The organism is Arthrobacter sulfonylureivorans, from assembly GCF_047607445.1.
GTDB lineage: Bacteria > Actinomycetota > Actinomycetes > Actinomycetales > Micrococcaceae > Crystallibacter > Crystallibacter sulfonylureivorans_A.
The window spans coordinates 73,592-92,463 of the sequence record NZ_JBLKRT010000002.1 but is presented as its reverse complement, the minus strand read 5'-3'; the positions used below and the strand labels follow the sequence as shown (position 1 = coordinate 92,463).

Below are 18,872 nucleotides of genomic sequence, written 5' to 3'. Positions count from 1 at the left end.
CCGACGCCGCGTTGACGGCGCACCCGCCAGCCACCCCAAGCAGGCTTCTCGATTTGACCCGCGGGAGGAGCGGAAGATAAGTTTTCGTGGCGTAGGTCACCGCCCGCCCCTTTTTGAGGCTCGCGGAATAGGCCTGACATCGCTATGGCCGGACGCCGAAGTTGCCTGTTCCGGCTGGTTCGAAACGGAAACTCCCGCGGATGCGCAGTCCCACCCCTAAGGAACACATGAGCACCACCAGTACCGAACCTCATCTGCGGCGGGCTCTGTCCAGTCGCCATATCCAGCTGATTGCCATCGGCGGGGCCATTGGCACCGGCCTCTTCATGGGCTCGGGCAAGACCATCTCGGTGGCCGGCCCGTCGGTCATCTTCGTCTACATGATCATCGGCTTCATGCTGTTCTTCGTCATGCGGGCCATGGGCGAGCTGCTGCTGAGCAACACCGACTACAAAAACTTCAGCGACTTCGCCGGCGACATCCTCGGCCCCTGGGCGGCATTCTTCACCGGCTGGACCTACTGGTTCTGCTGGGTGGTCACCGGCATCGCGGACGTGGTGGCCATCGCGCACTATGTGGCCTTCTGGTGGCCTGACCTGCCGCTGTGGGTCCCCGCACTGGCTTGCATCCTGCTGCTGCTGGCGCTGAACCTGCCCACCGTGCGGGCCTTCGGCGAGACCGAATTCTGGTTCGCGCTGATCAAGATCGTGGCCATCGTGGCGCTGATCGTGGTGGGCCTGGTCATGATCATCACCGGCTTCGAGCACGAGGGCTCACGCGCCTCCTTCGCCAACCTGTGGGAGCACGGTGGCATGTTCCCCACCGGCTTCATGGGCTTCGTGGCCGGCTTCCAGATTGCCGTCTTCGCTTTCGTGGGCATCGAACTGGTGGGCACCACCGCCGCCGAGACCAAGGACCCGGAGAAGAACCTGCCCCGCGCGGTGAACTCCATCCCCATCCGCATCCTGATCTTCTACGTGGGCGCGCTGATCGTGCTGATGGCCGTGGAGCCATGGACGGCGTTCAGCGCCGACGCCTCGCCGTTCGTGGGCATGTTCGCGCTGGCCGGGCTAGTGGGTGCGGCCGGTGTGGTGAACTTCGTGGTGCTGACTTCGGCGACCTCGTCGGCGAACTCCGGGATATATTCCACTTCGCGCATGATTTATGGCCTCTCTCAGGAGGGCGACGCCCCGAAGCGGTTCGGCAAGCTGTCCGGCCGCGGCGTGCCGCGCAACGCCCTGCTGTTCTCCTGCATGTTCCTGCTGGCCGGCGTGGTGCTGCTTTACGCCGAGGGCAGCGTGTCCGAGGCGTTCACCCTGGTCACCACCATCTCGGCGCTGTGCTTCATGTTCGTTTGGACCATCATTCTGCTCAGCTACGTGGTCTACCGCCGTCGTCGGCCTCAGCTGCACGCGGACAGCAAGTTCAAGATGCCCGGCGGAGCCTTCATGCCCTACGTGGTCATGGCCTTCTTCGCCTTCATCCTCTGGGCGCTGACCACGCAGACGGACACGCTGACCGCGCTGCTGTTCACCCCGCTCTGGTTCATCGGGCTCGGCATCGGCTACCTGGTGCTGCGCCGCAACCCGGAGCACGCCCGGATCCGCGCCGCCCACGACGCCAAGGTTGCCGAGGAGAAGGCCAACCGCGACGGCCGGGAACGGGAAACCATCTCCGCACCGTAGCGCCCGGCCTCCTTCGGCACCGCCGGCGTCGTCCCCAATAAAACAACGACGCCGGTGCGCGCCGACCGTCCCGCAGCCGCCTTGCCCGCCACTGGGCAAGGCGGCTGTGGCGTTCACCAGTCGGTCCAGCGCCTCCGGCCATGCAGCCCACGGACACCCCGGGAGCGGCCACAGCGGCACGTCCCGGACCGCCCGCGGCCGCAACCCTTCCCAGCAGCGTAAAGACCGGCAAGAATGTTGGCGGCAAGCACCGCAGACCTTCTGTCCGAAAGGCACACCATGGCACTGGGAATGAACCCCTACCTGCAGTTCAGCGGCAACGCCGCCGAAGCCGTCGATTTTTACCATTCCGTGTTCGGCGGCGAACTGAGCAAGATGACCTATGCGGAGGGCATGGGGGACCAGAACCCACAGACCAGCTCCAACATCATGCACTCGTCGCTCTACGTAGACCGCGGATTCCAGCTGATGGCATCGGACGCGCCGGCCGAAATGACCACCTCCGGCAACGGCAGCATCTCGCTGAGCTCCAACGGCGACGACCCGGCCGACGATGACAAACTGCGCAGCTACTGGGACGGGCTGAGCAACGGCGCCACGGTCAACCTGCCGCTGGAACAGGCCCCGTGGGGCGACTACTTCGGCCAGCTCACCGACCGCTTCGGTGTCAGCTGGATGGTCAACATCACCGCACCGCAGGACGGCGAGCAGTAGGACCACATGGCCATCGCTGACTTCGAACGCTATCCACTCACGTTCGGGCCCAGCCCCATCCATCACCTGCCGCGGCTCAGCCAGCACCTCGGCGGCGCACAGCTCTGGGCCAAGCGGGAGGACGTCAACTCGGGTCTGGCCTTCGGCGGCAACAAGACCCGCAAGCTGGAGTACATCGTCCCGGACATCCTCGCGCAGGGCGCGGACACCATCGTCTCCATCGGCGGCTTCCAGTCCAACCACACCCGGCAGGTCGCGGCGGTGGCGGCGAAGCTCGGCTTGAAGGCCGTGCTGGTGCAGGAGAGCTGGGTGGATTGGCCGGATCCGCTCAATGACCGGGTGGGCAACATCCTGCTGTCCCGGCTGATGGGCGCGGATGTGCGGCTGGACCCGGCCGGTTTCGACATCGGCATCCGCGACTCCTGGCAGAAGGCCCTCGCCGAGGTGGAGGCCGCGGGCGGCAAGCCCTATCCAATCCCGGCCGGCGCCTCGGAGCACAAGTTCGGCGGACTGGGCTTCGCCAACTGGGCTTACGAAGTACAGCAGCAGGAAAAAGAACTCGGCGTCTTCTTCGACACCATCGTGGTCTGCACCGTCACCGGCTCCACCCACGCGGGCATGATCGCCGGTTTCGCCGCGCTGGAGGACGCCGGCGGCCACCCGCGCCGCGTGATCGGCATCGATGCCTCCGCCACCCTGGCCAAGACCCGAGAACAGGTGGGCCGGATCGCGCGCAACACGGCCAAGCTGATCGGCCTGGAGCGGGACCTGCGTGACGACGAGATTACCGTGCTGGAAGGCTGGGCCGGCGACCTCTACGGCATCCCTGTCGACTCCACCCTCGCAGCCATGCGGCTCAGCGCCTCGCTCGAAGCGATGATCACCGACCCGGTCTACGAGGGCAAGTCCATGGCCGGCATGATCGACCTGGTCAGCAGCAAGCAGATCCCCGCGGACAGCAACGTGCTCTACGCCCACCTCGGCGGACAGCCGGCGCTCAACGCCTACAGCGCTCTGTTTCGAAGCTAGAAAACAACGACGGCGGCGCTCACCTGGGCGCCGCCGGTCCGGGACCGCCGTAGAGCCTGCCGTCCCGGGATCCCGGTGAGTGCTGGCGGCCCGGGTGCTAGCGGCTCCGCATTCGTAGGTGGCTAGCAGCGCCGGCGGGCAGCTCTTGTCCGCCGGTTACGGCAGCCGCCCCGGTCTGGGCCGGACCGCTGCCCCCGCCTCGTCAGGCCGGAGTTCCACCGGGCTGATCAGTACCGCCGGTCCGCGGTGCAGCACTCCGCTGGACAACGGCTGGCAACGCAGGCCGCCGCGTCCGCGCATCGCGGCATGGGCGCCCGGCGCCAACATCCAGTCCATCCAGGCGCACGGGTGGGCGTGCCGACCGCCGCGGAACCGCACCTCTTCACCCCGGGATTCCACCGCGAATTCCTCGCCAATCAGCGGCGCCAACTGGGCTCCCCGCAGCACCACGTTGCGCCGAGTCAGCAGCGGATCAAACGGCTCCGCGCCTAATTCGGCGGCGATGGCCTCGAGCGATTCCACCGCCATGAACGTGACCGCCGCATCCATGTGGGCCGCCTTGCCAAAGAACCGGTCGCCCACAATGCCCTTGCCCGCCACCACCTCGGCCCGGTCACGGTCTTCCGTAGGTACCTCGGCAGCGCCGTCCTTCGCCCGGCCAAAGTAGGCATGAGCCGGCGACACCAACAGGTGCAGGATCTCAACCGGGTACCGGTACGTCGTCATGCTTCCAGCTTGCCGTACATCGACCGTTCGGAAGGCCCCACAATGACCCGGTCGATAACCGGCGGGGCCGGCTCAGCCCCGGGTCCGGGTCAACTCCACAACCCACTCGGGCGTCTGCTGCCCGATCTTCCGGTCCGTCACTACCCGAAGCCTGGCGGCCTCAACCATGACGCGTTCGTCCTCCGGGAGGCCGGAGACCCTGGCCGAGGGCGGTTTGGCCTCCACGTCCTCAGGCGTGGTGACCTTTTGGGCCAGACTGTCGTTCGAGGCGACCTGCAGGATGCGCGCCTCTTCTTCGCCGGCCAGGGTGCTTTCGGCCAAGAGTGTCAGCACCCCCAAGCCGATCACCCGTCGGTCCAGGCTGGAGGACATCGAAGCATCCAGTGCCCATTCGGCCCGCTCCCACCACTGGGCCCGGCGGCTGGCTTCGGCCTGGGTCTGTATGCTGCGCCAGCCAATGAAAGCAGCGATAACGGCAGCCAACAGGATCGCCAGCGGGCCCAACGAGGCGAGCACTTCCCACCCGTCCGGGGCGTCGTTCCGGACCACAACCTCTACCGGATCAGGAGCCTGCAATGCGACCATGGCTCCAATCTAGGACACCACCCGGTCAATCGTGCCGACCGCCGTCCTGCAAGCGGCCCCACACCGACGATTTGCTACTCGATGGCGCCAAAGCTGCGGATTAGACTCCTGCCCGAAAGCTGAGATGATCGGGCCATGAGCAAGAACCCACTGATGATCACCTCGGACTTGGCGCGTGCGGCACGTGCCCTCACGCAGGTGTCCGCCAAGGTCATTGCCAGGAACGCCGGCCTGGACAAGCAGCAGGTGCGGGACTTTGAGAAGGGCAACGCACCGTTGACGCCGGACCAGAATGCACAGTTGCGCAGGGCCCTGGGACAGTTCGGCGTCGTCTTCATTGAGGACGACGACCACGGCGGCTACGGCGTCCGCCGCAAATTCAACGCCACCAAGATCCAGCGCCTCGAAACCTGGGAAGGCGAAGGCGGAACCGCCTACGAGGACGACATCTAAGCCGGTCCTCCTCGACTTTCCTCATCGAAAAGACTTGCGCTCTTAGCGACGGCGCCGCCTTCCATCGTTAGCGAGGAATTGGCCGGATATGTCTGCGCGCCCGCTCGCTTAGAGTTGATCGTCGTGACAGTGGTGTGGAGCTGGAGGTCAATTGCGGAGCGATGATGGGCGCAGCGTTCTCTCCCGGGTGGTGGGGATCCTCAGGTCATTCGGGGAGGGCAATGAGGATCTCAGCGCCAGCGAGATCAGCCGCATGGCCGGCTTGCCGATGTCCACGTGTCACCGGATCCTTGCCGCGCTGGTAGAGCAGGGGCTTCTGGAAAAGGGGGCCGAGGGCCGCTACCACGTAGGACTTGTCCTCTGGGAAGTGGCTTCGCACGCGCCGAGGTCGGTCGGTGTGCAGCGGCTGGCGCTGCCGTTTATGCACGACCTGTCCGAAATCACGCACTACCCGGTCCACCTGGCTGTCCGCGAAGGTCTGGAAAGCGTGTTCATCGAGCGGCTCGCTCCGACCGATTCACCGTTCGAGCGGCCGCGGGTGGGAAGCCGCTACCCGCTGCACGTCACGTCGGTGGGCCTGATTCTGCTGGCCCATGCACCCGCTGCCGTGCAGAACGACTTCCTCGCCGGCTCGCTGCGGACCTACACGCCGCTGACCGAAACGGATCCCGTCCGGCTGCGTAAAAAACTTGCCGAGATCCGCACCCAGGGCTTCGCCGTCAGCGACAGGCAGGTGGTTTTGGACGCGATCTCGGTGGCGGCACCGATCCGTGACTGGACCGGCGCCGTCGTCGCCGCGATCTCGGTCAACACCCCGTTGGGGCGGCTGCGCGAAAAGTCGGCGGCGCACGCCGTGCAGACCGCGGCGCTGGGCATCACCCGGTCCTGGCAGCGGTCCAGGAGCACCGACTTCTAGCCGGTCAATGTGACCCAACTCTCATTCAGTGGGAACGCCCTAGGGGCACTCACTATGCGCTGAGATAGTGTCTCCAACGGTTCCCCACCGAACGAGGAGACAAAGATGTTCCGCTCTACAACACAGCCCCGTGTATCTGTCAGCCGCCGCGGCTTCATCACCGGCACCATGGGCGTGGCCGCCCTGGGAATGATGGGCGGTGCGCTGGCCGGCTGCAGCTCCGCCTCCGCTCCTGCCGCTTCCGCCGACCTCAAGGACTTCACCTACCTGAGCTACCTGCCGATGGAGACGCTCTCCGTGGCCCCGGAACTGCTCGCCGACGCCGGCGGCTACTTTGCCAAGCACGGCTTGAACGTCACCTTCCAAACCACCAAGGGTTCGCCGCAGGCACTGCAGACGCTGATCTCCGGCGTCGCACCGCTGACCCGCGTCGGCGCCATCGACCTGATGACTGCCGCCGCCGACGGCCAGCCGCTGGTCAACGTCGGCAGCATCGTCCGCGGCTCCTCCATTCGGACGCTCTACAGCAAGCAGCACCCGCTGGAGAAGCCGGAGGACTTCCTCGGCACCACCATGGGCGTTCCGTCGGAAGGCGGCACCAGCGACAAGTCGCTGTCGCTGATGCTGCACAAGGCCGGCTTCGATCCCAGCCAGGTCAAGCGGCAGGTCGTCGGCCTCGGCCCCGGAACGTTCGAACTGGTCAAGCGCGGAGATATCGTCGGCTACATGGTCAGCATCGACCAATCGATTGTGGCCAGCCAGCAGTTCGACGGCGAAGCAGCCGTTTTCGACGCCGGCGACTCCGTCCGGGCCGACGCCCAGGTCTACACCGCAACCCAGCAGGGCCTCGAAGAGCATGGCGACGACATCAAGAAGTACCTGGCGGCCATCCAGGAGGCCACACAGGCCATCGTGGACGATGAAGAGCTCGACGGCGTGCTGGAGACCATGCGCTCCAAGTACTCCTTCGCCTCGCTCGACGACGACACGGTGGCCAAGGAATCGCTGCGCCAGAGCCGCAACCTCTGGACCGCCAAGGGCACACAGCCGCTGCTGCAAACCGTGGAGGACTACTGGGTCGAAGGCTACGAAGAGCTCGTCGACGCCGGCATGATCCCGGCCGGCAGCGACCCCAAGAAGTGGATGGACAACAGCTATCTGCCCGCCGGCAAGTAACGGGCGGGATTGAGGAAGAATGACCATGCACGTTGACAGCACCCTGTCTTCGCTCCCCGTAGCGGAGGACACCGACCGGCCGGTGGAAATCCGGATCGACGGGCTCCAGAAGACCTACAAGACCGAACGCGGCTCGGTGGAAGCCCTGTCCAATATCAATCTGGAAATCCGCCGTCGTGAATTTGTGTCGCTGATCGGGCGGTCCGGCTGCGGCAAAACCACCCTGCTGCGGATCATGGCAGGCCTCGTGGCACCCACGGCCGGGCAGGTCGAGGTGGGCGGCAAGAGCCTCTGGCACAACGGAACCGTCGATTCCAGCGTGATCAAGCGGCTCGGCGTCGTCTTCCAGGACGCCAACCTGTTCCCTTGGTACAGCATCGAGGAAAACATCGCGCTGCCGTTGAAGCTGCGCGGCGTGAAGAAACGCCAACGGCTGGAGCGCGCCAGGGAACTGGCCGGGCTGGTGGGGCTGGACAAGTTCCTGCGCAGCTACCCGCGGGAACTCTCCGGCGGCATGCGGCAGCGCGCGGCCATCGCCCGCGCGCTCAGCGACAACCCCGAGCTGCTGCTGATGGACGAGCCGTTCGGCGCCCTGGACGCGCTCACCCGGGAAAAGATGAACCTGGAGATCCAGCGCATCGCTCTGGCCACCGAAGCCACGGTGGTGTTCGTGACTCACGACATCGAAGAAGCTGTGTTCCTTGGCGACCGCGTCGTGCACCTCACCCCGCGGCCCGGCCGGATCAAGGACATCGCCGACGTGCCGCTGTCCCGGCCGCGGGCCATGGAAGTCCAGACCGGCCAGGAATTCAACACCGTAGTGGCGCAGCTCCGCGCTTCCCTGAACCAGGAGGACGACCAGTGAACCGCCGGAAACTCATCAAGGTGCTGCCCTGGATCACCACTCCCGGCCTGCTGGTAGTCCTGTTCGTGGTCTGGGAGCTGTCGGTCAAGGCCCTGAATGTCTCGCCCTTGGTGCTGCCGCCGCCCAGCAAGGTGTTCGAAAACCTCGGCGACCTGCTGGGGAAGGCAAGTACCTGGCAGAACGTGCAGGTCACCGTCATCGAGATCGCGATCGGCTTCTCGGTCGGCGTGGCGGCCGGCGTCGTCGTCGGTGTTCTGCTCGGCAAGCTGCCGTTGCTGGAGGCCAGCGTCCGGCCCCTGATCATCGCCCTGGAAGTCATCCCCAAGGTCGCGCTGATTCCGCTCTTCGTCATCTGGTTCGGCTTCGGCATGACCACCAAGGTCATCATCGCCGCGCTGCTCGCCTTCTTCCCGGTGATGCTCAACGTCCTGCTCGGCGTGCGCTCGGTGGAACGTGGCCACCGGGACGTCATGCAGTCCATCAACGCCAGCCGCTGGCAGACCTTCACCCACCTGGAAGTCAAAAGCATGATGCCGCACGTCTTCGCTGGCATGGAAACCGCGATCGTGCTCGCGGTGATCGGCACAATCGTCGGCGAGTACCTCGGCGGCAACGAAGGACTGGGCTACATGGTGGTGCGAACCCTGAACGAGCTCAATGCGCCCGCGCTGTTCGCCGTGATCCTGATGCTGGCGTCCGTCGGCCTGGCCATGTACTTCATCGTCACCTCGTTCAAACGGGTCGCGATCCCGTGGCACGAATCGGTCTACGGGCGGAAGGCGGAAGGCTAAATGGAACTGCGCAGCAACTTTCCCGTCGGCAGTCCGCGTTGGGCCACCAGGCGCACCCAGTGGAAGGTCCTCGGCCTCACCGACGAGGACCTGACCAAACCGAAGATCGCCGTGGTCAACTCGTCGTCGAAACTGGCGCCTTGCTTCAGCCACCTGGACGACATTGCCGACCGGGTCTGCGAAGCGGTCCGCGAAGCCGGCGGCGTGGCGTTCGAGATCCGGACCGTTGCCCCCACGGACTTCATCATGGCGGCCGGGGCCAAGGGCGGCTACGTGCTCTCCAGCCGGGACCTGCTGGCCAACGACATTGAAGCGGCGGTCGAGGGCGCCATGCTGGACGGCATGATCTGCCTGGCCTCCTGTGACAAGACCACGCCCGGACAGCTGATGGCCGCCGGCCGGATCAACGTGCCCACCATCGTGGTCCCGTGCGGCTACCAGCCCTGCGGCGTGCTGGACAATGGCGAACCGGCCGACATCGAGGAAGTCTTCATCCAGGCCGGACATGTTGCCACCGGCGGAATCACCGTCGAGGACCTCTGCACCATCAGCGACCGCGCCATCGCCGGCCCGGGTGTGTGCACCGGCATGGGCACCGCCAACACCATGCACATCATGGCGGAGGCGCTGGGCATGTCGCTGCCCGACGCCGCACCGGTGGCGGCCAACAGCCCCAAGATGTGGGACACCGCGGCGCGCTCCGCCGTCGCCATCCTGGACGCCGTGCGGCAGGGACGCACCCCGCGCAGCATCATGACGGCAGGGGCGTTCCGCAACGCTGCAGCCGCGGTGCTGGCCGTCAGCGGCTCCATCAATAGCGTCAAGCACCTGCAGGCGATTGCGGTGGAAACCGGCGTGGACGTGGACGTCAACGGGCTCTTCACCGAACTCGCCGAACACGTCCGCCCGCTGGCGGCGGTCCGCCCGAGCGGCCCGGACAGCATCGAGGACTTTGAACGGGCCGGCGGCGCCCGGGCCGTGCTCGCCCAGTTGCGGCCTGTGCTGGACCTGGACGTCGCCACCATCACCGGCGAGCCGCTGGGCCAGACGCTCGAGGGCTTCGAGGTGCCGGACCCGGAGCTGATCCGGCCGCTGGACAACCCGCGCGGAGTGCAGGCGACCATCCAGATCCTGCGCGGCAGCCTGGCCCCGGAAGGGTCCATCGTCAAGCTGTCCGCCACGGAGAAACGCGACGACCGTTTCGCCGGCCCGGCGCGGGTCTTCGAGGAAGCCACGGAAGCCATCGCCGCGCTCGAGACCGGCGTGGTGCAGCCCGGCGAAGTCCTGGTGCTCCGCGGCGTCGGGCCGGTCGGCACCCCCGGGATGGGCATGGCCTCCAACGTGGTCTTCGCGCTGAACGGCGCCGGGCTGACCGGCAAGGTCGCGGTGGTGACTGACGGCCAACTGTCCGGGCTGGTGAATCAAGGCATCGTCGTCGGCGAGGTCAAGCCCGAAGGAGGCGTGGACGGGCCGCTGCGGCTGGTGCGCGACGGCGACGTCATCGCCGTCGACATTCCCGCCAAGACCGTGGACCTGAACGTTCCCGCCACCGAACTCGACCGCCGCCGGGCGGAGTCCGCGCCTGCGCAACACGGCGGGCAGACCGGCGGCTGGCTTGGCCTCTACGCCCGCAACGTCTCGCCGCTCGAACACGGCGCCACCCTCAGCCGCTGACCCGGCGACCCAAAGACTTTAAGGATTTCCATGCCTCACGAACTGACAGAAGTGAAGATTCGCACGCTGACCAAGCCGCCGCACGCGCCGGCCGAGGAACTCTCCGCGGACCTGTGCATCGTCGGCGCCGGCATCGCCGGCATCTCGGCGGCGCTGACCGCAGCCAAGCTGGGCCGCCGGGTGGTGATCGTCGACGCCCTGCCCGTCCTCGGCGGCCAGTGCGCCAATTCGCTGATCGGGCTGTTCTGCGGCGTCTACGGCAACGGACCCGAGTACCGGCAGCTCACGCACGGCATCTTCGATCCGATGTTCGCCGACCTGGTGCAGACCGGCGACGTCTCCTACAATTACCGGCACACCATCACGGTGAACTACGACGAGAACGCCGTCGGCCGCTGGATGGAGACGCAGATTGACCGGGCCGGCGTGATCCCGGTGACCGGGGCGTCCATCCTGGATGTGGAGAACGACGGCGGCCACCTGCGCGCCGTCGTCTTCGCCACCAGGTACGGGCTGCTTCGGGTCAGCGCCGATGCGTTCATCGACGCCAGCGGCGACGCCGCGCTCACCTGGGAGGCCGGGCTGGAATGCCGGGTCCCGGAGCGCACCATCTGGGGTTCCCAGCAGGTCCGGCTGGAAAACCTGGACCCCGAGCACGCGCCACCGGCCGACGAGCTGGCCAACCGGGTGGCCGAGAAGGCGGACGAGTACGGTCTGCTCCGGCGCGACGGGCTGGCCTTCTTCTTCCCGGGCCGGGACACCGCCGTCATGAACATGACCCACGTGGAGGCACCGCTGCAGGCGATCGAAGCCTCCGCGGCCCAGCTGCGGGGCAAGGAGCAGGCGGACCGGGTGGTCGACTTCTTGCGGACTGAGTTCCCGGACGCGTTCGGGCGGGCCACCGTCCGGCTGTACGGCTTCCCCGGGCGGCGGCAGACCCGCTGGATCGCCGGCGAGCACCAGCTCACCGTCGATGAAGTGCGGACCGGGTTCCGTTTCGACGACGCCGTGGCGCGCACCGCCTGGCCGATCGAACTGCACGACCGCCCGGAGGGATATGTCTGGGACGTCTTCGACTCCGACCATGTCCACTACGTGCCGCTGGGCAGCATCACCCCAAGAGGTGCGGTGAACCTGCTCGCCGCGGGCCGCTGCGTGGACGGCGATGCTGCCGCCCTCTCCAGCGTCCGCGTGATGGGACCGTGCGCGGCCATGGGCGAGGCCGCCGCGCACGCCCTGGACCTGGCCGACGGCAGTCCCGTCTCCGAGATCAACCTGGCCGAACTGCGTGACCGGATCCGGGCGAACATCGGCGAAGACGGAACCGACGCCGGAAAGGAGCAGGTCCTTGCAGCTGACCGACGATGACAAGGCCATGCGGGACGGCCGCGACGGATCCGCCGTCGCCGCCGCGATGGACCTGCTGATCCGCTACGGCGAGGGTCTCGGCGCCGAACGGCTGTGCAGCGTGCGGAACGTGGCCGGCACCTCCACCCAGCCGACGCCGGCGAAAAACAAGATCGCGGCCGAGGGCGGCTGGAACAAGGCGTACGCCGTGATCAACCTGGACTGCGACGAGGACATCGAGATCCCCAAGATGCGCGTCCCCACCTGCCAGCTGCAGCACGGGTTCAGCGCCGATGCCCTCAACATCACGCCGTACAGCCCGCATCTGGTGGAGCTGCAGGCCGACGCCGAAGCCTTCGCCAGCGACCGTGGCATCAACATCCTGGCCACCTGCACCCCGTACCAGGTGGGCAACCTGCCGGTCCGCGGCGAACACATCGCCTGGATGGAATCCTCGGCGGTGGTCTACGCCAACTCCGTGATCGGCGCAAAATCCAACTGCGAAGGAACGGCATCCACCGGCGCCGCCGGCCTGACCGGGCGGATCCCGTACTGGGGCAACCACCTGGACGAGAACCGCAAGGGCACCCACCTGATCCGGTCCGACGTGCGGATCGACTCGTTCATGGATTGGGGCCTTTTCGGCTACTTCGCCGGCGACGTGGTGCAGGAGGAACGTCCGGTGTTGACCGGGAACCTGGGCCTCCCATCGTTGACCGACCTGAAGCACCTGGGCGCGGCGCTGGCCACCAGCGGGGGAGTGGAGATCTTCCACCTGCCCGGGGTCACGCCGGAGGCGCCCACTGTCACGGAAGCCTTCGGACCCGCGCCCTTGCCGGACGTCGTGGTTTATACGGAGGCCGACCGGCAGGCAGCCTACGAGTCGCTCAACAACCAGGGCACGTCCGACGACGTGGACTTCATCCTGCTGGGCTGCCCGCATGCATCCCTGGAGCAGATCGCCCAGATCGCGGCGTTGCTGGACGGCAAGCGGCTGAGTCCGAACACCGAGTTGTGGGTGATGACGCCGCGGGCCCTGCGTTCGGTGGCAGACCGAAACGGCTACTCCGCCGTGATTGAGCGTGCGGGCGGGCGGTTGCTCACCGACTCCTGCCCGGCGATGTCACGCGTAGCTCCGGAGGGAACCAAGGTCTTCGCTACCGACAGCGCCAAGCAGGCACACTACCTGCCGGCCATCCTGGGAATCGAGGCCTGGTTCGGTACCACTGAAGACTGTATTAACGCAGCGTTGACCGGCAAGTGGAACGGGGCATTGAGATGATTTCGTCCGAGCAGGAGGCTGCGGAACGCTTGGAAGGTACCGCGGCAGCAGACGGCCTGGCTTCGGCTGAGGAGATAGTGCTGCGCGGCCGCGGCATCGTTCCTGGAAAGATCCGCGGCGAAGCGCTGGTCTCCCCGGAGACCATTTCAGGCTGGGGAGGCATCGACCCCGCGACCGGAACCATCATCGAGCGGCGGCACAGCCTCTGCGGCGTGTCCTTTGCGGACAAAGTGCTGGTCTTCCCCGGGGCCAAGGGCTCCTCCGGCTGGTCCGGCTTCTTCCAAAGCACCCGGCTGTTGGGGACCGCCCCGGCCGCGATGGTCTTCACCAAGATGACCACCAAGGCTGTGCTCGGCGCCGTCGTAACCCGCGTCCCCACCGTCAGCGAACTCGACCAGGACCCCGTCCAGATCATCTGCACCGGCGATCTCGTCGAAGTCGACGCCGACTCCGGAACCGTCACAGTCCTGCAGCGGGGAGACAGGCAGTTCGCGGTCTGAACCGCATTCTTGGCCGTATCATCGGCACATTCGGCCAACGCTAAATTGTGCCCCGGACCAATGGCCGATCTTCCCCGGCTAGACGAATCACTGATCCAGGTGAGTTGCCAAGCGGCTGACCCCAGTTAGAGCAAGCGATGGTACTTGCCTGACATCCCAGTAAGCGCCCGGCCAGTCTGCTGAGAATCGAGTCACCCGTATTCTGTAGAGCTAACTGACAGCCCGGACAGTGTGTGGCTGGGGCCGGTGCAGCAGGAGCTTTTTGAGCAGTTCGGTCAGGATGCTGGCCTCTGTTTCGGTCAAGCCTGCAACCCATTCCTGTTCACGCTGGTTGTTGTTCATGCACAGTTCAGCCACAACGGATTCGCCTTCGTCGGTGAGGCTCACGATGGCCTTTCGCCCGTCGGAAGGGTCTGGCTCGCGCGTTACGAGGCCATACCTCTCCAAGGTATTGAGTAGGCTCGACATGGACGCAGTCGACACGCCCGCCAGACGTGCAAGGAGGTTGGGGTGGACCTGTCCGACTGTCTTCAGGCTGAACAGCAGCTGATAACCGGCGAAACTTATGCCGCTTGGGCGATGCACCGAAACTTCAAGGTCTTTGAGGATCCGGTTGGTGACTCGAATAAGGTTGAAGCACATCGACATGGCTGTAAAGTCCACGTCGGGGTAGAGCTCAGTGGCAGCCTTGTGCGCCAGTTCTTCATATTCGGCAGGCCCAACCCGCTGCGTTCGCTTCTGCATGCCCCTACTCTATTTCTGTTGGGTGACGACACCGAAGACCCGCATTTCGGCGAGGTGCGTTCCACCGTCATCGGTGATCGTGACGTCGACGATGTTGTTTCGTCCGAATCTCGTGCGTTCCACGCCGGTGGCCACTAACGTACTGCCTGCAGATCCGGGAGCTATGTAGGTAATTTCTGCCTGTCGGGAAACGGACGGATATCCGGAAGACTCGCACACAAACGCAAAGCAAGTGTCACCCAGGGTGAAGAGGTACCCGCCGTGGAGGATGCCATGGCCATTCAGCATGGTGTCTTGGACGGCCATGGTCATAACGACCCGGCCCTCGGAGGCTTCGATGAAGGCGATGCCCAGGTTTTTGGATGCTTCGTCGGACTCGTAGCGCTGTCGCAGCCGTTCTTCCACGGGGTTTGCGTGCACCTCTGAAGCTAGCGGTGGCATGGGAAGTCTCCTTTAAATCCTTGCTGATGGGCTGATACGCGGCTGACTACTAGAAGTCTAGTTTCTTTTAGCGAGAAAGACACCACTTGGGAGTCATTCCGCGGCTCGGTCTTGCTGTGACTCCGGCGCCGATCGCGAATATCACATGAGATACGGCGGAACACAGCTGCTTGTGGCGCTCATCACTCGGTGTTATCGTAACTAGGGATCTAGCTAGATCTCTAGAGATAGCGGTAGACACAGCAGACTTGCAACTCGAAAGGTGAGCGTCAATGCTCCAAATCTCAGATCTGTCGGTGACTTACGGAGGCACCCTCACAGCTCTGCGCAACGTGACCATGGAGGTGCCGCAAGGTGGCGTCGTCGCGCTGCTCGGGAGCAATGGCGCGGGAAAGACAACTTTGCTCCGCTCGGTCTCGAACAACATCAAGCGGCATAAGGGCAAAGTTGTTTCCGGGCGCGTCACTTTCGACGGCGCAGACCTACAGAGCCAAGATGCCGCAGAGATAGTCTCGAGCGGCGTGGTGCAGGTGCCCGAGGGTCGGCGGATCTTCGGCAGGCTCACGGTCGAGGAGAACCTGCGGGTTGGCGGACTGCGGCAGACCAAGGCCGGCGCAGCGGCAGCCCGTGACTACGTTTACGAACTTTTCCCCAGGCTCAGGGAGCGAAGCACTCAGCGTGGTCTGCTGTTGTCCGGTGGAGAGCAGCAGATGCTGGCCATCGGTCGTGCCCTGATGGCGTCGCCGAAGCTCCTCATGCTGGATGAGCCTTCACTGGGCCTCGCCCCGCTCGTGGTGGCGCAAGTTGGAGATGTCATTCGGACCATCAACGAGCAGGGAACGTCAATCCTGATCATCGAACAAAACGCGAATATGGCTCTGTCCGTAGCGGACTACGCCTATGTGCTTGAGACAGGGCGGGTTTCGTTGCACGGCAAGGCCGAGGAGCTTGCTGCAACCGAAGAAATTAAACACCTCTACCTCGGTCATGGAGGGGGAGCGCATGACGACGGCGGCGCACCTGCCCTCAGCCTGGCTGGCAAGACCCTGCGACCTTGGAGCGAGAAGGCATGAACGAGCACGTTTCCGCACTCGAAGTCGCGGACGTCATCGTCCGGTTCGGCGCCGTGACCGCACTCGACGGAGTAAGTTTTTCTGTCGAGCCGGGGACAATCCATTCCATCATCGGTCCCAACGGCGCCGGAAAATCGACCATGTTGAACGTCCTTTCCGGCGTCTACCGGCCGAAGTCTGGGTCGGTACGGCTCGGAGACCAGGAGCTGGTCGGCCTGCGAGCGGACAAGATCACCAAGCTGGGGATGGCGCGTGCCTTCCAGAACCTCGCACTGAGTGGACACCAATCGGTCGAAGAGAACATGTTGCTTGGTCGCCATGCCCTGACACGCACGGGGTTCCTGGCGGCTGGCCTTGGACTGCCCTCTGCCCGCGCCGAGGAGCGCCGGCACTTGGACCGCGTTCGTGAGATCGCCGAATTCCTCGACCTGACCGACCAGCTTCACGGCCCGGTGGGTGAGCTTTCCTACGGAGGCCAGAAACGCGTCGAGATCGCGCGGGCACTGGCCATGGAACCGAAAGTTCTCTTGCTCGATGAGCCGGTCGCCGGCATGAATGCGGGAGAAAAGCGCTACATCTCCGCGCTGATAGCCGAAATCGCCCGTTCCTTGGCGATCACTGTCATTCTCGTCGAGCACGACATGGAAATGGTCATGTCCATCTCGGACCGTGTGACGGTGCTCGATTTTGGTAGACGAATAGCTGATGGAACACCGTCCGAGGTACAAAACGACCCTGCCGTTATCGGCGCCTATCTTGGGACCCCATCGGAGAAAGCATCATGAATCTCGAACTTCTCATCACCGGGCTTTCACTCGGCGCAGTATATGCGCTAGTAGCCCTTGGCTTTGTGGTTGTCTTTAAGGCATCCGAGGTCCTGAACTTCGCCCACGGCTCGCTGGTCGTTGCCGGGGCGTATGTCACGGCCCGCACGCATGAAGTGCTCGGCTTCTTCGGCGCAGTCATTGCCGGGATCATCGCCGCCGCCGCGGTCGCGCTGATCATTGAGCGCGTTTTGGTGCGGCCGATCCGCAACGCCCCCGTCATCTCGCTCGCTATCATGACCATCGGCGTTGAGGTCCTGATGAACACGGAACTGGTTCGCCAGATGGGCGTGGACATCCTCCCTCTTGGGCATCCCTGGGGCGCGGCTACATGGGTTTTGGGCGACATGACCATCCCGGTCAACCGACTGGTCGCCATCCTTACCGCTGTTGTAGTGATCGGCCTTTTCCTTCTCGCCTTCAGGTTCTCTTCCTGGGGCGTGTCCATGCGGGCTGCCGCTGAGGACCGAGAGACAGCCGAGCTCGTGGGGCTGAAACTCGGCCGGATCTCCATGGTTTCATGGGTTATCGCCGGCGCGCTCGCCGCCGTGGCTGGCATCTTCCTGACCGGGGCGCCGACGCCGGGCCTGGCGCCGAGCCTGGCTGTGATTGCCATGCGGGCATTTCCGGCCGCTATCATCGGCGGCCTGGACTCCGTTGCCGGCGCATTGGCCGGCGGCATGCTCATCGGGCTGGTCGAAGCCTTCGCAGTCGGTTACCAGTCGGAATTGTCTTTCCTAGGACGCGGAATTGGTGAAGTCATGCCCTTCATCGTCATGATCATCGTCCTGGTCATCCGGCCGCAGGGCCTCTTCGGACGAAAGGAGTTTGTCCGTGCCTAACTCGACACTCAACCTGGAAACATCCCCCCAGGTGACCCGGCGTCCGAGCATACCGGACACGCGGTCCAGCAAAGCCGGCAAGCCGCTAATCCTGCTTGCCGTTGCCTTGGTCCTGATCGTGGCACCTCTCTACGTCAGCGCCTTTTGGCTGCAGTTGGGGTTCACGGTCTGTGCACTGGCAGTGGGAGCCATCGGTTTGAACCTTCTGACCGGAACGACGGGACAATTGTCCTTGGCTCACCCGTTCTTCATGGGTGTCGGAGCTTTGTCCTACGTTGTGCTCTCCGGTGAATCTAAGGAGACCAGCCTCGGCCCAATCATCGGTCTGGGACTCCCGCCGATCGTTGGCCTGATCGGGGGAGTGCTGCTGGCCGGACTGGCAGGCCTCTTGTTCTCTCCCATGTCGGCACGTCTCCGGGACATTTACCTCGGCGTCGCCAGCCTGGCGTTGGTGTTCATTGGCCTTCACGTGCTGAACACCGTCAGCGCCTTGTCGGGCGGCTTCAACGGACGCTCCACACCAGCCTTCGAATTGTTCGGCCTACGGTTCGACTATTTGGACAATCCCCCCGTCATTCTGGGCGTCCCCTTTGGAAGGGCTGAACTGCTGTGGTATTTCGGAATCATTCTCCTCATCGCCGCCGCCTGGTTCGCTAGAAACCTGCTGCGGTCACGCCCTGGCCGTGCAATGAAACTCGTTGCTGACAGCGAGTTGGCTGCCTCCGTCATGGGTGTCCCCGTCATGCAGTACAAGGGCAAGGTCTTCTTCCTCTCTTCCATTTACGCAGGCTTGGCAGGAGTCATGTACGCGCTAGCCATCGGAAGCATCGCACCGCAATCGTTCGGCATGGACTTGTCTCTCCAGTTCCTGGCCATGATCGTGATCGGCGGGCTCGGCTCAGTTGGGGGAGCCATTGCGGGAGCGGCATTCGTCACGTCATTGCCCCTGGTCATTCAGGACTTCTCCGAATACATCCCCTTCGTTTCAAACTCCCCTGGCGGAGTGTCCGCGTCCCATCTGGCGAGCTACATCTACGGGGCAGCCGTCATCCTGGTCCTCATCCTCAAACCGTCCGGCTTGGCCGGCATGTGGGACTCAGGCATCAAGGCCGTTGGGCGTTGGCGCACCGGCAGGAAGCAGTCGAAGGTTTCCGAGGTACAAGCACCACCAGCAGATCAACTCGTCTAGTCCAAGCGCAGCAACC

At 64.8% G+C, this 18,872-nt stretch carries 20 protein-coding genes; 16 read left to right on the top strand and 4 right to left on the bottom strand.

Going from position 1 to position 18,872, the window contains the following annotated elements; translation table 11 throughout:
• Positions 1–227: 227 nt before the first annotated feature.
• The 3 genes from cycA to ACMX2H_RS01525 all read left to right on the top strand — a co-directional run bounded on the left by cycA (position 228) and on the right by ACMX2H_RS01525 (position 3,428).
• Positions 228–1,685 carry a D-serine/D-alanine/glycine transporter gene (gene cycA / locus ACMX2H_RS01535; protein WP_414958647.1) on the top strand — a complete coding sequence of 486 codons (1,458 nt, stop codon included), beginning with the start codon at positions 228–230 and terminating at the stop codon, positions 1,683–1,685.
• 279 nt (positions 1,686–1,964) lie between these two features.
• Positions 1,965–2,399 carry a VOC family protein gene (locus ACMX2H_RS01530; RefSeq protein WP_414958646.1) on the top strand — a complete coding sequence of 145 codons (435 nt, stop codon included), beginning with the start codon at positions 1,965–1,967 and terminating at the stop codon, positions 2,397–2,399.
• 6 nt (positions 2,400–2,405) lie between these two features.
• Positions 2,406–3,428: a 1-aminocyclopropane-1-carboxylate deaminase gene (locus ACMX2H_RS01525; RefSeq protein ID WP_414958645.1), complete on the top strand. Its 1,023-nt coding sequence runs from the start codon at positions 2,406–2,408 to the stop codon at positions 3,426–3,428.
• Positions 3,429–3,584: 156 nt separating this feature from the next.
• On the opposite strand, the gene ACMX2H_RS01520 is transcribed toward ACMX2H_RS01525, so the two are convergent.
• Complete coding sequence (locus ACMX2H_RS01520) at positions 3,585–4,154, bottom strand: MOSC domain-containing protein (RefSeq protein ID WP_414958644.1); 570 nt, start codon at positions 4,152–4,154, stop codon at positions 3,585–3,587.
• Positions 4,155–4,226: 72 nt separating this feature from the next.
• Complete coding sequence (locus tag ACMX2H_RS01515; protein ID WP_414958643.1) at positions 4,227–4,739, bottom strand: hypothetical protein; 513 nt, start codon at positions 4,737–4,739, stop codon at positions 4,227–4,229.
• A 135-nt stretch (positions 4,740–4,874) separates the two neighbouring features.
• On the opposite strand from ACMX2H_RS01515, the gene ACMX2H_RS01510 reads away from it, so the two are divergent.
• The 9 genes from ACMX2H_RS01510 to ACMX2H_RS01470 all read left to right on the top strand — a co-directional run bounded on the left by ACMX2H_RS01510 (position 4,875) and on the right by ACMX2H_RS01470 (position 13,743).
• Positions 4,875–5,192, top strand: a complete 318-nt coding sequence (locus tag ACMX2H_RS01510) for a helix-turn-helix domain-containing protein (RefSeq protein ID WP_414958642.1) — start codon at positions 4,875–4,877, stop codon at positions 5,190–5,192.
• A gap of 151 nt (positions 5,193–5,343) precedes the next feature.
• Positions 5,344–6,108: an IclR family transcriptional regulator gene (locus ACMX2H_RS01505; RefSeq protein ID WP_414958641.1), complete on the top strand. Its 765-nt coding sequence runs from the start codon at positions 5,344–5,346 to the stop codon at positions 6,106–6,108.
• A 105-nt stretch (positions 6,109–6,213) separates the two neighbouring features.
• Positions 6,214–7,284: an ABC transporter substrate-binding protein gene (locus tag ACMX2H_RS01500; protein WP_414958640.1), complete on the top strand. Its 1,071-nt coding sequence runs from the start codon at positions 6,214–6,216 to the stop codon at positions 7,282–7,284.
• 19 nt (positions 7,285–7,303) lie between these two features.
• On the top strand, positions 7,304–8,149 hold the full coding sequence (locus ACMX2H_RS01495; protein ID WP_414958639.1) for an ABC transporter ATP-binding protein: 846 nt from the start codon (positions 7,304–7,306) through the stop codon (positions 8,147–8,149).
• A complete protein-coding gene (locus ACMX2H_RS01490; protein WP_136786192.1) occupies positions 8,146–8,940 on the top strand; it encodes an ABC transporter permease in 795 nt (264 codons plus the stop codon). Before ACMX2H_RS01495 ends, ACMX2H_RS01490 begins: the two co-directional genes overlap by 4 nt.
• A complete protein-coding gene (locus ACMX2H_RS01485) occupies positions 8,941–10,614 on the top strand; it encodes a dihydroxy-acid dehydratase domain-containing protein (RefSeq protein ID WP_414958638.1) in 1,674 nt (557 codons plus the stop codon). It abuts the gene before it with no gap.
• Between the two features lie 30 nt (positions 10,615–10,644).
• Positions 10,645–11,982, top strand: coding sequence for an FAD-dependent oxidoreductase (locus ACMX2H_RS01480; RefSeq protein ID WP_414958637.1), 1,338 nt, complete (start codon positions 10,645–10,647; stop codon positions 11,980–11,982).
• On the top strand, positions 11,963–13,243 hold the full coding sequence (locus ACMX2H_RS01475) for an aconitase X (protein WP_414958636.1): 1,281 nt from the start codon (positions 11,963–11,965) through the stop codon (positions 13,241–13,243). The genes ACMX2H_RS01480 and ACMX2H_RS01475 overlap by 20 nt, the downstream gene beginning before the upstream one ends.
• Positions 13,240–13,743: an aconitase X swivel domain-containing protein gene (locus tag ACMX2H_RS01470; protein WP_414958635.1), complete on the top strand. Its 504-nt coding sequence runs from the start codon at positions 13,240–13,242 to the stop codon at positions 13,741–13,743. Before ACMX2H_RS01475 ends, ACMX2H_RS01470 begins: the two co-directional genes overlap by 4 nt.
• A 210-nt stretch (positions 13,744–13,953) precedes the next feature.
• On the opposite strand, the gene ACMX2H_RS01465 is transcribed toward ACMX2H_RS01470, so the two are convergent.
• Both ACMX2H_RS01465 and ACMX2H_RS01460 read right to left on the bottom strand, forming a co-directional pair.
• Positions 13,954–14,487, bottom strand: a complete 534-nt coding sequence (locus ACMX2H_RS01465) for a MarR family winged helix-turn-helix transcriptional regulator (RefSeq protein ID WP_414958634.1) — start codon at positions 14,485–14,487, stop codon at positions 13,954–13,956.
• Positions 14,488–14,496: 9 nt separating this feature from the next.
• Complete coding sequence (locus ACMX2H_RS01460) at positions 14,497–14,928, bottom strand: hotdog fold thioesterase (RefSeq protein WP_414958633.1); 432 nt, start codon at positions 14,926–14,928, stop codon at positions 14,497–14,499.
• Positions 14,929–15,200: 272 nt separating this feature from the next.
• Between ACMX2H_RS01460 and ACMX2H_RS01455 the strand changes: the two genes are divergently transcribed.
• The 4 genes from ACMX2H_RS01455 to ACMX2H_RS01440 are packed head-to-tail and all read left to right on the top strand — an operon-like array spanning position 15,201 to position 18,856.
• The gene (locus tag ACMX2H_RS01455) at positions 15,201–16,001 is read left to right on the top strand and encodes an ABC transporter ATP-binding protein (RefSeq protein ID WP_414958632.1); all 801 of its coding nucleotides are present in this window, start codon (positions 15,201–15,203) and stop codon (positions 15,999–16,001) included.
• Positions 15,998–16,786: an ABC transporter ATP-binding protein gene (locus ACMX2H_RS01450; protein WP_414958631.1), complete on the top strand. Its 789-nt coding sequence runs from the start codon at positions 15,998–16,000 to the stop codon at positions 16,784–16,786. Before ACMX2H_RS01455 ends, ACMX2H_RS01450 begins: the two co-directional genes overlap by 4 nt.
• Entirely contained in the window at positions 16,783–17,667 is an 885-nt protein-coding gene (locus ACMX2H_RS01445) for a branched-chain amino acid ABC transporter permease (RefSeq protein WP_414958630.1), read from the top strand. Before ACMX2H_RS01450 ends, ACMX2H_RS01445 begins: the two co-directional genes overlap by 4 nt.
• Positions 17,660–18,856, top strand: a complete 1,197-nt coding sequence (locus ACMX2H_RS01440) for a branched-chain amino acid ABC transporter permease (protein ID WP_414958629.1) — start codon at positions 17,660–17,662, stop codon at positions 18,854–18,856. The genes ACMX2H_RS01445 and ACMX2H_RS01440 overlap by 8 nt, the downstream gene beginning before the upstream one ends.
• The last annotated feature ends 16 nt before the right edge of the window (positions 18,857–18,872 follow it).

Coding starts and splice junctions, on each gene's coding strand:
- cycA (WP_414958647.1), top strand. CDS start 228: ATGAGCACCACCAGTACCGAACCTCATCTGCGGCGGGCTCTGTCCAGT.
- ACMX2H_RS01530 (WP_414958646.1), top strand. CDS start 1,965: ATGGCACTGGGAATGAACCCCTACCTGCAGTTCAGCGGCAACGCCGCC.
- ACMX2H_RS01525 (WP_414958645.1), top strand. CDS start 2,406: ATGGCCATCGCTGACTTCGAACGCTATCCACTCACGTTCGGGCCCAGC.
- ACMX2H_RS01520 (WP_414958644.1), bottom strand. CDS start 4,154: ATGACGACGTACCGGTACCCGGTTGAGATCCTGCACCTGTTGGTGTCG.
- ACMX2H_RS01515 (WP_414958643.1), bottom strand. CDS start 4,739: ATGGTCGCATTGCAGGCTCCTGATCCGGTAGAGGTTGTGGTCCGGAAC.
- ACMX2H_RS01510 (WP_414958642.1), top strand. CDS start 4,875: ATGAGCAAGAACCCACTGATGATCACCTCGGACTTGGCGCGTGCGGCA.
- ACMX2H_RS01500 (WP_414958640.1), top strand. CDS start 6,214: ATGTTCCGCTCTACAACACAGCCCCGTGTATCTGTCAGCCGCCGCGGC.
- ACMX2H_RS01495 (WP_414958639.1), top strand. CDS start 7,304: ATGACCATGCACGTTGACAGCACCCTGTCTTCGCTCCCCGTAGCGGAG.
- ACMX2H_RS01485 (WP_414958638.1), top strand. CDS start 8,941: ATGGAACTGCGCAGCAACTTTCCCGTCGGCAGTCCGCGTTGGGCCACC.
- ACMX2H_RS01480 (WP_414958637.1), top strand. CDS start 10,645: ATGCCTCACGAACTGACAGAAGTGAAGATTCGCACGCTGACCAAGCCG.
- ACMX2H_RS01470 (WP_414958635.1), top strand. CDS start 13,240: ATGATTTCGTCCGAGCAGGAGGCTGCGGAACGCTTGGAAGGTACCGCG.
- ACMX2H_RS01465 (WP_414958634.1), bottom strand. CDS start 14,487: ATGCAGAAGCGAACGCAGCGGGTTGGGCCTGCCGAATATGAAGAACTG.
- ACMX2H_RS01460 (WP_414958633.1), bottom strand. CDS start 14,928: ATGCCACCGCTAGCTTCAGAGGTGCACGCAAACCCCGTGGAAGAACGG.
- ACMX2H_RS01455 (WP_414958632.1), top strand. CDS start 15,201: ATGCTCCAAATCTCAGATCTGTCGGTGACTTACGGAGGCACCCTCACA.
- ACMX2H_RS01450 (WP_414958631.1), top strand. CDS start 15,998: ATGAACGAGCACGTTTCCGCACTCGAAGTCGCGGACGTCATCGTCCGG.
- ACMX2H_RS01445 (WP_414958630.1), top strand. CDS start 16,783: ATGAATCTCGAACTTCTCATCACCGGGCTTTCACTCGGCGCAGTATAT.